Origin of the sequence: Rhodococcus sp. B7740 (genome assembly GCF_000954115.1) — a bacterium.
Classification (GTDB): domain Bacteria; phylum Actinomycetota; class Actinomycetes; order Mycobacteriales; family Mycobacteriaceae; genus Rhodococcoides.
Map to the genome: position 1 here is coordinate 315,198 of NZ_CP010797.1, position 13,548 is coordinate 328,745.

Consider the following 13,548-nt stretch of genomic DNA (forward strand, 5'->3'; position numbering starts at 1 on the left):
ACGGCTCGGATGCGACTCATGCCCGACGACGGTTGGCCCGTGCCTGGGCGAGTTGCTCGGCCCCTGGCCCGGCCACGTCGGCGAGAGCGCTGCTGCGTCCGGTCAGAACCAGTGCCAGGGTGCCGGCCGTTCCTTCGATGACCGGGCCCTCGCCACGGCTCCAGTCGAGATCGGTCGCGCGCCATTGCAGCCGAAGTTCGGGGCCTTTGAACGGTGCCGCGCCGGTTGCGGGTACCAGGGAGTCGAGCATGGTGATCATGCGTCGCTCGGGGACGTGGTGTTCGATGCCCAGCGGCCTGCACACGTCGAGTCCGTGCACGATGACGTCGGACAAGGGGGCGAGCGGACCGTGGCCGGGCGGGGTGAATTTCTTGTCTGCGTGAGCGGTGAGCAAGGCGGGCAAGTCGTCCTCGTGCTCGCGACGAACGCGCGTGGTCATCAGTTGATTGGCGCGGTCGAAGTTGCCGCGCGTACGCATCATGACCAGTCCGAACTGCCAGAGCGGGACGATCAGCGGCACCACCAGATGGGCGGCGACGTCGCGGACCGTCCAGGCCTCGCACAGCGAGGGTGTGTCCCATTGTTCGGGAGTGAGCGTCTCGAGAGTCGTTGCGAGAGAACGTCGTTCATCGGAAATCTCGGCGAAGATCGCGTCGTCGTCGGGGTTGCTGGACATTCGAGCCGCCTTCACACGTCGGAACCTGCAGAAGTCTCGAGAAAATCCGGGTCGAACGACCGTCGTGCGCGAGGGGGGACTTGAACCCCCACGTCCGAAGACACTGGAACCTAAATCCAGCGCGTCTGCCAATTCCGCCACTCGCGCGTGCCGATGAAGTCTACAACCTGGGCGGTCACCGTCGCCGGTGCGGGCGAACGTTGCAGGTGTACACCGTACGGCGCCCGCTACACTCGGCGAGTGGCATCGAAAAAGGACGTCCCCTTCGACCCGGCCCGGACCCTCGGGCTGCTGTGGCGAGTCGACGCCAAGCCGAGTCGCACCGGACTGAGCGTGGATGCGATCGTCGACGCCGCCATCGAACTGGCCGATGCGAACGGCCTCGAGTCGGTATCGATGCGGAACGTGGCCGAGCATCTCGGGGTCGGCGCGATGTCGCTCTACACGCATGTGCCGGGTCGGGAGGACCTGGCCGACCTGATGATCGATCGAGCGCTTGCAGGTCTCTACTCTCGCGTCGACGAGCCGTCCTCCGTAGCCGGCGGATGGCGTCCCGCGATGCACTTCGTCGCCGAGCGCAATTGGACTCTGTACCAACGGCATTCGTGGCTCCTCGAAGCGGAGGGTGCACGCCCCGTGCTCGGTCCGCACACCAACGACAAATACGAGGCCGAGTTGCGTCCCCTGGTCGGCATCGGCCTGAGCGACGTCGAGATCGACTCCGTTCTCACGCTGGTACTCACTCACGTCTCCGGAACCGCGCGAGCCCTCGCCGGCGTGGCGCGTGTCAAGGAACAGTCGGGCATGTCCGACGCCCAGTGGTGGGCGGCTACCGCGCCGATCCTCGAACGGGTCATGGAGCGCGAACGATTTCCGGTGTCGTCTCGGGTCGGGACGGCCGCGGCGACGTCGTACGACGCCGCCAGCGACCCCGTGCACGCCTACCGGTTCGGGTTGGAGTGCATTCTCGACGGCGTGGAGGCACTGGTGTCTCGCAGTCAGGCTGCCGATCGCAGTTCCGCTTCGGAGTGACGCTGCTTCGGCTTGCGTGATTTGTGCTGGTATCGCCAGACGGCATGCTCGAGCGAGGCGAGATCGGTGCCGAGTGCGTTCGCTGCCGCTGTAAGGATCACGGGGGAGCGGTCCTCGGCGATTCCGGCGGCGAGGTTCCGGTGGAGGGGTTCGAGAGCGTCGGCGACGAACGAGTTCGAATGGGCGGTCGCCTTGTCGGTACGCACGCCGAGATTGACGAGCATGCACTCCCAGGTGGTCTCGCCGAGACCGGGGATCGCGCGGAACGCCTCGAATTGTTCTTTCGTGTGCTGCTCGAAGTCGGTCGAACAGCTCAACCCCACCGAGATCAACGTCTGTGCCGCCACGGCTGCAGCAGCTGCCTTGGTTCGACTGTTTCCCGGAACCAGTTGACGGTTGGACAGAATCTCCACGGGTAGATCCGGAGTAGTGGTCAGTTCGGCGAGGGTTGTCAAGTCGTCGAGTCGGTTATCGCCGCGATGCGATCTCCATCGTTGGACCACCGCGCGGACCCCGCTGGTCGGGCCCCCGTACGCAGCCCGTGCGGAGAAGATCGCATCCAGCAACGCAGCCTCGCTCTCGCCGCGCCATCCCGGTGTCCAGTGCGGCGAAAGCGATTGCGGCACATATGATTCGATGTGCAGAATCATCGCATCGAGTTCGTCCTCGGTGCAGATGTCCGTTACCGATGAATACATGAATTCCCCCCGGAGTTCGTCGACCGCTCTCGGCGATGAGCGGCTCGTTCGCACAAGGTAGAGGACCGCACCGACAAAGTCGCGTGGCGCTCGTCTGTGCTCGAGATCACATCACGAAAAGATAACGAAAAATCCGAGGCTTTCCTCATGTTCTGACGTCGCGCCCGATGCTCTCGCCAGCGTGGATGTGGGTTACCGACGAGTCGGGTAAACAAAAAGTAAAGCCGGTTCGAGCGACGTACTCGCTGGTAGCACTCGGACGTCCGAGCAAACCTGAGGATTTCCTCATGATTTTGTGTCAACCTTGAGCAGCGCGGAGAAGACCTGTCGACGAGGACCGGCTCACCGCTTCGACCCTGTTGCCCACGACGCGCCAGGGCAGTCATCACAGCGAACGCCCCGACCCCCGAGGCGTCCACGAGAGGAATCTTCAGCCTTGACGATCAACGAGAGCACACCATCACACGGACGAGGTTCGCGAAGCACCGGCAACGCAGACAAATCCCCTAGAAGCAATGGCGGCTCTCGGACTCTGGCAGATCGTTTCGCCGCGGGCGAGCCGTACGCACTGGCCTTCGGTGGCCAGGGTGCACCGTGGCTCAGCTCCCTCGAAGAACTGGCTCGCGACTCCGCGCTCGAACCCGAACTGACCGATCTCGTCAACGAGGCTGCAGTCACTCTCGCACCCGTTGCCGACGAGCTGCTGGTCGTACGCTCGGTCGGCTTCGACCCGATCGGCTGGATGCTCGAACAGGACCTCGCCGACGACGACACCGCCGGCTCGTACGGACCCTCCGAGGCTGCACTGACCTCCGCTGCCGTCTCGCTGCCCGGAGTGTTCCTCACTCAGGTCGCGGCACTGCGCGCACTGAAGTTGCAGGGACTCGATCCCGCCCAGACCCCGCCGGTCAAGGTCGTCGGACACTCGCAGGGCCTCATCGCCGCCGAATCCGTCGCAGCGGACGGCGCGAAGGACGCGAGCTTCCTCGCGATCGCCCAGCTCGTGGGTGCCGCTGCAGGTCTCGTCGGCCGCCGCCGCGGCATCATCGGTGCCGGAGACCGCGCCCCGATGGTCTCGGTTGCCAACGTCGAACCCGCACGACTGCAGTCGATCATCGCCGAACTCGCGATCGCCGGAGCGCCGGAGCGATCCGCAGCCCTCGCCATCCGCAACGGCCGCCGTCGCGTCGTGCTCTCGGGACCTCCCGCCCAGCTGGCCCGCGTGCAGGAGAAGTGCGAGCAGATCGCTGCCGAGGAAGAGCGCGACCGCGACGCCAAGAAGCGTGGCGGTGCCGTGTTCGCCCCGGTGTTCGAGCAGCTTCCCGTCGAGATCGGCTTCCATCATCCCGCCCTGGCAGACGCTGTCGAACTCGTCAGCGCCTGGGCACAGCGTTGTGGACTCGATGTCGAGCTCGCACGCGACCTCGCGCAGAAGATCCTCGTGGACTCCGTCGATTGGGTCGACGCCATCGACGGTGTCGTCGACGCCGGTGCCGACTGGATTCTCGATCTCGGCCCAGGCGACCTGCTCACCCGCATGACCACTCCGGCACTGCGCGGACAGGGCGTCGGCATCATCGCCGCGTCCTCACGCGGAGGCCACCGCAACCTGCTCACCCCGGGAGCTGCTCCCGAGGTCCAGCCCGCATGGTCTGCCTACGCCCCCACGCCGGTCACGCTGCCCGACGGCCGAGTCGTGGTCGAGACCTCCTTCACCAAGATGACCGGACGTTCGCCGATCCTGCTCGCAGGCATGACGCCGACGACGGTCGACGCGAAGATCGTTGCCGCAGCTGCCAATGCAGGCCACTGGGCCGAGCTGGCCGGTGGCGGCCAGGTCACCGAGGACATCTTCACCGATCGTGTCGCCGAGCTCTCCACCCTCCTCGAGCCCGGCCGCGCCATCCAGTTCAACTCTCTCTTCCTCGACCCGTACCTGTGGAAGCTGCAGCTCGGCGGACGCCGCATCGTGCAGCGCGCTCGCGCAGCGGGTGCGGCCATCGACGGCGTCGTCGTCACCGCAGGCATCCCTGAGCTCGACGAGGCCGTGGCTCTCATCGAAGAGCTGTCCGAGGCCGGAATCAGCTACGTCTCGTTCAAGCCCGGCACCGTCGCGCAGATTCGCGCCGTCATCCGCATCGCCAACGAGGTTCCGTCCTACCAGGTCAACGTTCACATCGAGGGTGGCCGCGCAGGCGGACACCACTCGTGGGAGGACCTCGACGACCTGCTGCTGACCACCTACGCCGAGCTGCGGTCACGGCCCAACCTCGTCGTCTGCGTCGGCGGCGGCATCGGCACCCCCGAGCGGGCAGCGGAATACCTCACCGGTACCTGGTCGGCCGTGCACGGCTACCCGAAGATGCCGCTCGACGGAATCCTCGTCGGCACCGCAGCGATGGCGACCCTGGAGGCCACGACGGCTCCCGAGGTCAAGCAGCTTCTGGTCGACACCCCCGGAACCCCCGACTGGGTCGGTGCCGGTACCGCCACCGGCGGAATGGCCTCGGGCCGAAGCCAGCTCGGTGCCGACATCCACGAGATCGACAATGCGGCATCTCGGTGCGGCCGACTGCTCGACGAGGTCGCCGGCAACGCCGACGCCGTGGCCGAGCGTCGTGACGAGATCATCGCCGCACTCGACGGCACCGCAAAGCCCTTCTTCGGTGACGTCGCCGACATGACGTACCAGCAGTGGCTCGTTCGCTACCTCGACCTGGCCGTCGGAACCGACTCGCGCAGCGAATTCGACTGCGGCGGCGAGTTCACCGATGCCGTGACCGAGGCACGCGAATCCGTGTGGCTCGACATCACCTGGCGGACACGCTTCCTGGAGATGCTGCAGCGTGCCGAGGCTCGCCTGCATCCGGTCGATCGCGGACCCATCCCCACCCTGTTCGCCGACGCCGAGGTTCTCGAACGCCCACGCGCGGCACTGAAGTCACTGCTCGCACAATTCCCCGACGCCGCCGACGTGGTTCTGCACCCGGCCGACATCACCTTCTTCACCTCGCTGTGCCGCATGCCCGGCAAGCCGGTCAACTTCGTCCCCGTCGTCGACGGCGATGTGCGTCGTTGGTGGCGCAGTGACTCGCTGTGGCAGGCACACGACGCCCGCTACTCGGCCGATCAGGTCTGCATCATCCCCGGTACCGTCGCCGTCGCGGGCATCACTCGCGTCGACGAGCCCGTGGGCGAGCTGCTCGATCGCTTCGAGAAGGCCACCGCAGATCAGCTGCTTGCCGAGGGCATCGAGCCCACGGCCGTCGCCAGCCGTCGCCACGCCGAGATCGCACCCGGACTGCTGGGTATCGTGCTGGCTGCTCCCGACGTCACCTGGGCCTCTCGCATGACGCAGAACCCCGTTGCACGCCTGGGTGATCCGGCCGACTGGACCGTGGAATCCGAGACCGTCGCGGCGCACCCGCAGACCGGCTCGTCGCTCACCGTGCTCGATTCCGAGCACGTGGAGCTGCTGGTTCCGCTCGCTCCGGGCAAGGAAGTTCGCATCCGCCTGACGGTTCCGGCCTCGACGATCGACGGCGGCGCGCCCGTCGTCACCGCACAGGACGCCCAGCAGGCCATGTCGGCTCTGCTCGGAGTTGCTGCAGGCCAGGAACTTCCGGCTGTGAAGAGCGGCGTTGCCCGGCTGAACATCGCGTGGATCCCCGATCTGATCGCCGACCACGCAGGCGTCACCGGATCCGGACTGCCGGACTCGCTGACCGTCAGTGGCAAGGCCGTTCCCGACGTCCTCGTCGGTGCCTGCTGGCCCGCCGTCTTCGCCGTCCTGGGTGCCACTCGCAACGCCGAAGGCATCGACGTCATCGAAGGCATGCTCGACCTGGTGCACCTCGATCACAGCGTCGCCCTGGTCGGCGAATTGCCCACCGACACCTCCATTCTCGTGGTCAAGGCCGCCGCCGGAGAGGTGCTCGACACCGATCTCGGCCGCGTCGTCGAGGTCACCGTCGAGATCGGTGCCATGCTCGGTGAGGGGCTCGACGCTCCCGCCGTCGCAACTCTGGTGGAGCGCTTCGCCATTCGCGGACGCACCGGCAAGGGCGAGCTCGTCGACCCGGCTCGCGCCGGTGGCTCGGTGAGCGCCGACGCACGGGACACCCCGCGTCGTCGCCGTCGTCAGGCCACCATCGTCGCCCCTCGCAACATGGCCGCGTTCGCTCAGGTCTCGGGCGACCACAACCCGATTCACACCTCCGACGCCGCGGCTCTGCTCGCCGGTCTCGGCAGCCCGATCGTGCACGGCATGTGGCTCTCGGCCGCTGCCCAGCAGACGGTCACCGCAGTCGACCACGCGGACACCAAGACTCCGCCGCGTCGCCTCACCGCATGGACCGCACGCTTCCTCGGCATGGTTCGACCCGGAGCCGAGATCGACGTTCGCGTCGACCGCACCGGATTCGATCAGGGTGCCGAACTGATCGAGGTCTCCTGCCGTGTCGCAGGAGAACTGGTCATGGTCGCCACCGCGCGCACCGCGCCGCCGAAGACCGTCTACGCCTTCCCGGGCCAGGGCATCCAGCGTGCGGGAATGGGCCTGGACGCACGGTCCCGCTCGAAGGCCGCACGCGAGGTGTGGGAGCGTGCCGACAAGCACACCCGCAGCGCGCTCGGCTTCTCCATTCTCGCTGTGGTGCGAGACAACCCGACGTCGCTCAAGGCGCGGGGCGTCACGCACAAGCATCCCGACGGTGTGCTGCACCTGACCCAGTTCACCCAGGTCGCGATGGCCGTTCTCGGCGTCGCACAGGTGGCCGAACTGCGTGAATCCGGTGCGTTCGTGGAGAACTCGATCCTCGCCGGCCACTCCGTCGGTGAGTACAACGCCCTCGCAGCCGTAGCCGGCGTGCTCCCGCTCGAAGCCGTCCTCGAGGTCGTCTTCCAGCGTGGATCGGCCATGCACGCGCTCGTTCCGCGTGATGCCAGCGGCCGCAGCGACTACCGCATGGCAGCGATCCGCCCGTCGCAGATCGGCCTGGCCGACGAGGACGTCCAGGGCTTCGTCGCCGGTGTCGCGGCAGAATCCGGTGAATTCCTCGAGATCGTCAACCTCAACCTGCGCGGCTCGCAGTACGCCATCGCAGGCACGGTTGCCGGCCTCGGCGAGCTGGAGAAGAAGATCGCGATCCGCCGTGCCGAGTTCGGTGGCAAGGCCGCCTACATCATGGTTCCCGGCATCGACGTGCCGTTCCACTCCACGGTGCTGCGTGGCGGAGTCGACGACTTCCGCAATCGCCTCCAGACTCTGCTCCCCGAGCAGATCGATCCGGCGATCCTGGTGGGTCGCTACATCCCGAACCTGGTGCCCAAGCCGTTCTCGCTCGAGCGCGAGTTCGTTCAGGAGATCGCCGATCTGGTTCCGTCCGAGCCGCTGAACGCCGTTCTCGCGGAGTTCGATTCGTGGGCTGCTCGGCCGAGCGACCTGTGCCGCGTGATTCTGACCGAGCTGCTTGCTTGGCAGTTCGCCAGCCCGGTGCGCTGGATCGAGACCCAGGACCTGCTGTTCGCAGACGAGTCCGACGGTGGCATGGGTGTCGAGCGCTTCGTCGAGATCGGCCTCGGTGCAACTCCGACCGTGGCGAACCTCGCGTCGCAGACCCTCAAGCTGCCGGGCCGCTTCGGCCACCCGGTCGAGGTGCTGAACCTCGAGCGCGAGGCTGCGATCATCTACGGCACCGACACCGACCCGGCTCCGGCCGACGAGGAAGAGTCGGCACCGGTGGAGGCCGCTGCTCCGGCAGCAGCTTCGGCCCCTGCCGCGGCACCCGCGCCCGCTCCGGCCGCAGCACCGTCCGGCGGACCTCGTCCGGACGACATCGCGTTCGTCGCGGCCGATGCGACCAAGATCCTCATCGGTCTGTGGACCAAGCTGCAGCTCGATCAGATCGGGCCCGCCGACACCATCGAGGCACTGTGCGACGGCGTGTCCTCGCGTCGTAACCAGCTGCTCGTCGACCTCGGTTCCGAGCTCTCGCTCGGTGCCATCGACGGCGCAGCCGATGCCGACATGGGTGCGCTCTCGGGCACGGTGAACAAGCTGGCTCGTACCTACAAGCCGTTCGGTCCGGTGCTCAGCGACTCCATCAACGACCACCTCCGCAAGGTCTTCGGCCCCTCGGGTCGACGCCCGGCCTCGATCGCCGATCGCGTCAAGAAGACCTGGGAACTGGGCGACGGCTGGGCGCACCACGTCACCGCCGAGGTCGCTCTCGGTACCCGTGACGGTGCCTCGGTTCGTGGTGGCGCACTCGGCGGCCTGGCCGACGGCGCTCTCGCCGACGGCAACGCAGTCGACAACGTCATCGACGCGGCCGTAGCCGCGGTGGCCGCACGCCGCGGCGTCGCAGTCTCGATGCCGCAGGCAGGTGGCGGGGCCGGCGGAACCGTCGACGCTGCTGCTCTCGGTGAGTTCACCGAGCACATCACCGGCCGCGACGGCGTCCTCGCCTCCGCAGCCCGGCTGGTGCTCGAGCAGCTCGGACTCGCCGATGCTCCCAACGCAGTGCTGGCCGAGGATCCCGATGCCGCTCTGGTCGAGCTGGTCTCGGCCGAGCTGGGATCCGACTGGCCTCGCCTCGTGGCCCCGGCGTTCGACGCCAAGCGCGCCGTCCTGATCGACGACCGATGGGCAACCGCCCGTGAGGATCTGGCCCGGTTGTGGCTCGGTACCGCAGGCGATGTCGCCGTCGAGTCCTTTGCGGGCGCAGGCAATGCCGTTGCAGCTCAGGCGCAGTGGTGGAAGGCCAAGGCCGACCACGAGAACAAGACCGTGCTCGCCGAGACCTTCGGACGCATCTCCGGCATCGCGGTCGCATCCGAGGACAAGGGCCAGTGGTCCGACGAGGTCGCGGTCGTCACCGGTGGCAGCAAGGGATCCATCGCAGCAGCGGTGACAGCCAAGCTGCTGGCCGGGGGAGCGACGGTCTTCGTCACCACCTCCAGGCTCGACGACGAGCGACTCGGCTTCTACCGCAGCCTCTACCGCGACAACGCACGCAGCGGAGCATCGCTGTGGGTGGTTCCGGCCAACATCGCGTCGTACACCGACGTCGATGCGCTCATCGAGTGGATCGGCAGCGACTTCGTCGACACTGCCGGTGGCGCGAAGACCCTGGTCAAGGCCGCAGCGACGCCGACGATGCTGTTCCCGTTCGCCGCACCGCGGGTCATGGGCGAGATGTCCGACGCCGGAGCTCGCGCCGAGATGGAAATGCGCGTGCTGCTCTGGTCGGTCGAACGGTTGATCGGCGGACTGTCCAAGGTCGGTCACGACACCGACATCGACACCCACCTGCACGTGGTGCTGCCGGGATCGCCGAACCGCGGAATGTTCGGTGGCGACGGTGCCTACGGTGAGTCGAAGGCTGCACTCGATGCAGTTGTCGCCAAGTGGGGTTCGGAGAAGAACTGGGCCGAGCGGGTGTCCATCGCCCACGCACATATCGGGTGGGTGCGCGGCACCGGCCTGATGGGTGGCAACGATCCCATCGTCGAGGCCGTCGAGGCCGAGGGTGTGCGCACCTGGTCGACCGACGAGATGGCGACCGAGCTGCTCGAACTGTGCACGCCTGCCGCTCGCCGACAGGCTGCGCAGGAGCCGATCGTCGCCGATCTCACGGGCGGGCTGGCCAACACCAAGCTCAACCTCGTCGAACTCGCTCGAGACGCAGCTGCGTCCGTGGCCGAGAAGACCGAAGAGGTCGTTAACAGTTCGGTTATCGCGGCACTGCCCGCACCGCCGCGGCTGTCGACGACGACCACCGCTCCGGCGTGGCCGACACTCGATGTCGACCCGAAGGACCTCGTCGTCATCGTCGGTGCGGGCGAGCTCGGACCGTACGGTTCGGCACGTACCCGCTTCGAGATGGAGGTCGACGAGCAGCTCTCTGCCGCAGGCGTTCTCGAACTCGCGTGGAACACCGGCCTGATCGCCTGGGAGAACGATCCCAAGCCGGGTTGGTACGACATCGAGTCCGGTGACCTGGTGCCCGAGGAGGACATCGCCGACAAGTACCACGACATCGTGGTCGAGAAGTGCGGCATCCGCACCTACGGCGACGACGGCGCGATGGTCGGCAACACCGCTCCGCTGATGACCTCGATCTTCCTCGACAACGACCTGACATTCGTGGTCGGAACCGAGATCGATGCCCGGTCGTTCGCAGCAGCGGATCCCGAGCACACGCTGATCACGCCGGTCCCGGATTCGAGCGACTGGCAGGTCACCCGCAAGGCGGGCACCGAGATTCGCGTCCCGCGCAAAATGAAGCTCACTCGCACCGTGGGTGGGCAGATTCCGACCGGATTCGATCCGACCAAGTGGGGCATCTCGCCCGACATGGCCAGCTCGGTCGACCGAGTCGCACTGTGGAACATCGTCACCACGGTCGACGCGTTCATCTCCTCGGGCTTCAACCCGTCGGAATTGATGCGCTGGGTGCACCCCACGCTGGTGGCCAACACACAGGGCACCGGCATGGGCGGCATGGAGTCCATGCGCTCGCTGTACATCGACACCCTGCTCGGTGATGCTCGTGCGAACGACATCCTGCAGGAGGCTCTGCCGAATGTCGTTGCTGCGCACGTGGTCCAGTCGTACATCGGTAGCTACGGCGCGATGGTTCACCCCGTCGCCGCCTGCGCCACAGCGGCCGTCTCCGTCGAAGAAGGCGTCGACAAGATCAAGCTGGGCAAGGCGCAGCTCGTGGTCGCCGGCGGCTTCGACGACCTGAGCAACGAAGGCATCATCGGCTTCGGTGACATGTCGGCCACGGCAGACTCGGCAGCGATGACCGCCAAGGGCATCAGCGATCGGCGGTTCTCGCGGGCGAACGACCGCAGGCGCGGTGGATTCGTCGAATCCCACGGCGGCGGAACGATTCTGCTCGCTCGCGGCGACCTGGCACTCGAGATGGGCCTGCCGGTCCTCGGAGTGGTGGCCTACGCACAGTCGTACGGCGACGGAGTGCACACCTCCATCCCGGCTCCGGGACTCGGTGCGCTCAGTGCCGGTCGCGGCGGGAAGGATTCGGCGCTCGCACTCTCGCTCAACGCACTCGGCGTCAGCGCAGACGACGTGGCCGTGATCTCCAAGCACGACACCTCCACCGCAGCCAACGACCCCAACGAGGCGGAATTGCACACCCGCCTCGCCAAGGCCATCGGCCGTTCGGACGGCGCTCCGCTGTTTGTCGTCTCGCAGAAGAGCCTCACCGGACACTCGAAGGGTGGAGCGGCTGCCTGGCAGCTGATCGGCCTGTGCCAGGTGCTGGCCAACGGCGTCATTCCGCCGAACCGCAGCCTCGACTGCGTCGACGACAAGATGACCGCGTTCGAGCATCTGGTGTGGGCACGGGAGCCGCTGCGCTTCGGTGACTCGGTGCCGCTCAAGGCAGGTCTGCTCACCTCGCTCGGATTCGGTCACGTGTCCGGACTCATCGCCCTGGTGCACCCGCAGGCATTCGTCGAGGCCGTTCCGGCGGACCGGCGTGCGGAGTACATCGCGAAGGCGAACGAGCGCCGGATCGCCGGTCAGCGCAGGCTGATCTCCGCGATGGTGGGGGGAGACTCCCTCTACGAGCGGCCCGACGATCGACGGCTCGGACATGACGGGACGCCGGCCAAGACGTCACGTGAACTGGAGGCGAACGTGTTGCTCAACGAGTCCGCTCGCCTCGGCGAGGACGACGTCTACTCCTCCGGTCTGCCGGGTGCCATCTGATGGCGATCCTGGGAGTGGGTTTCGACCTGGTGACGGTGTCCGACTTCGCCGAGCAGATGGAGAAGGTCGGCACGACGATGATCCGCGACAGCTTCACCGCGGGCGAGCGCCGTCATGCCGCGACTAAGAGTTCCGATCCGACCCGCCACTACGCAGCACGGTGGGCGGCCAAGGAAGCAGTGCTGAAGGCATGGGCGACATCGCGATTCGCTCGGCCGCCGCAGATCGGTGACAACCCGTATCCGCTGATCGAGGTCGTCAACGATGCGTGGGGCCGGCCGTCCATCAAGTTGCACGGGATGGCGCAGGAGTTCCTGCCGACGGTGAAGATTCATCTGTCGCTGACGCACGACGGTGACATCGCCGCTGCCGTGGCAATTCTGGAGGAGTGAGTTCGCTCCGACAACGAGTCAGGCCCGTCCGATCCAGGTGATCGGGCGGGCCTTTCGTCTGTGCGGGCTCGGGTTGCTCAGGCTTGCTCGGTGTCGCTCGCCGAGCCGCCGGAGCGCCTGCTCTCCTTCTCGGCGACGAGCAGGTACGCCATCATGATGCGTTTGAGCTCGGCGACGGCGTCCTCGTGGCTCTGGCCGTCCTGCACGGAGAAGTTGAGCATCGAGTAGACGATGTGCACCAGCACCTGAGCCATGAGGTTGCGGCGATGCCGAGGCGTGCGCGGAGTGAGCGGTCCGAGCATGCGCGAGACCTGCTCGGCGAACTCCCGCTCGTGGATCACCCCGGTTGCGCGGGTCGACGGTGTCGACTGCATGGCGAGCCACACTTCGCGGCGCGACGGATCGGTCATCCACATGCCGGCCATGTGGTCGACGAAGTTGTTGAGGAAGCGCACCCAGTCCAGGGACGGCACCTCGCCGTCGAACTCGGCGAGCTCCTGTTGCACCCCGACGAGGTCCTGGCGGTTGAGCTCGCAGACGATGACGTACTTGTTGGCGAAGAACTGGTACAGGGTGCCGATCGGTAGTTCGGCGCGCGACGCGACTTCCTCGCAGGTGAACGACTCGAAACCGACGTCACTGAGCAACTCGCGTGAGGCTTGCAGCAGCGCGTCGAACTTGCGCTGGCTGCGTTCCTGGGTAGGACGCCGTCGCGGCATGAGCTCCTGAGTCTGTGCCGTCGACTCGAGCGCGGCGTCGAGACGGCGCGAGGACTGGGCACGAGCAGAGGATTCCACCCGGTCAGGCTATCCGGCGCGGGTGCTCGATATCCACAACGGTCCGCGAGGTCACGCCCGCAGGCTGCGCATCTGGCTCGAATAGGCGAGTTCCAGCCTAGGGTTTCGAAGAATCCTGGGGTCGATTACAAACGCCGGATCCTCATACTGTGACAAACTCCAAGACCGATCGGGGCCAATTTAACCGTCAACAGGTATGGTTTAGGTAACA

At 66.8% G+C, this 13,548-nt stretch carries 6 protein-coding genes and 1 tRNA gene; 3 read left to right on the top strand and 4 right to left on the bottom strand.

Going from position 1 to position 13,548, the window contains the following annotated elements; translation table 11 throughout:
- Nucleotides 1–16: 16 nt before the first annotated feature.
- Together NY08_RS01440 and NY08_RS01445 are read right to left on the bottom strand one after the other, a co-directional pair.
- Nucleotides 17–676 carry a maleylpyruvate isomerase family mycothiol-dependent enzyme gene (locus NY08_RS01440; RefSeq protein WP_045199509.1) on the bottom strand — a complete coding sequence of 220 codons (660 nt, stop codon included), beginning with the start codon at nt 674–676 and terminating at the stop codon, nt 17–19.
- Between the two features lie 65 nt (nt 677–741).
- Nucleotides 742–823, bottom strand: a tRNA-Leu gene (locus tag NY08_RS01445).
- Nucleotides 824–916: 93 nt separating this feature from the next.
- Between NY08_RS01445 and NY08_RS01450 the strand changes: the two genes are divergently transcribed.
- On the top strand, nt 917–1,708 hold the full coding sequence (locus NY08_RS01450; protein WP_045199511.1) for a TetR/AcrR family transcriptional regulator: 792 nt from the start codon (nt 917–919) through the stop codon (nt 1,706–1,708).
- On the opposite strand, the gene NY08_RS01455 is transcribed toward NY08_RS01450, so the two are convergent.
- A complete protein-coding gene (locus NY08_RS01455; RefSeq protein ID WP_045194518.1) occupies nt 1,675–2,406 on the bottom strand; it encodes a hypothetical protein in 732 nt (243 codons plus the stop codon). The two genes, NY08_RS01450 and NY08_RS01455, sit on opposite strands and share 34 nt — an antisense overlap.
- A gap of 436 nt (nt 2,407–2,842) precedes the next feature.
- Here NY08_RS01455 and NY08_RS01460 point away from each other — a divergent pair, with 436 nt between their 5' ends.
- A complete protein-coding gene (locus NY08_RS01460; RefSeq protein WP_045194520.1) occupies nt 2,843–12,148 on the top strand; it encodes a type I polyketide synthase in 9,306 nt (3,101 codons plus the stop codon).
- The gene (gene acpS / locus NY08_RS01465; RefSeq protein ID WP_008715184.1) at nt 12,148–12,540 is read left to right on the top strand and encodes a holo-ACP synthase AcpS; all 393 of its coding nucleotides are present in this window, start codon (nt 12,148–12,150) and stop codon (nt 12,538–12,540) included. Before NY08_RS01460 ends, acpS begins: the two co-directional genes overlap by 1 nt.
- Nucleotides 12,541–12,617: 77 nt before the next feature.
- Here acpS and NY08_RS01470 read toward each other — a convergent pair whose 3' ends face one another.
- On the bottom strand, nt 12,618–13,259 hold the full coding sequence (locus NY08_RS01470; protein WP_371828362.1) for a TetR/AcrR family transcriptional regulator: 642 nt from the start codon (nt 13,257–13,259) through the stop codon (nt 12,618–12,620).
- Nucleotides 13,260–13,548: the final 289 nt, after the last annotated feature.

Excerpts from the sequence above, each read along its gene's own strand:
- NY08_RS01440 (WP_045199509.1), bottom strand. The coding sequence starts at position 676 with ATGTCCAGCAACCCCGACGACGACGCGATCTTCGCCGAGATTTCCGAT.
- NY08_RS01455 (WP_045194518.1), bottom strand. The coding sequence starts at position 2,406 with ATGTATTCATCGGTAACGGACATCTGCACCGAGGACGAACTCGATGCG.
- acpS (WP_008715184.1), top strand. The coding sequence starts at position 12,148 with ATGGCGATCCTGGGAGTGGGTTTCGACCTGGTGACGGTGTCCGACTTC.
- NY08_RS01470 (WP_371828362.1), bottom strand. The coding sequence starts at position 13,259 with ATGCCGCGACGGCGTCCTACCCAGGAACGCAGCCAGCGCAAGTTCGAC.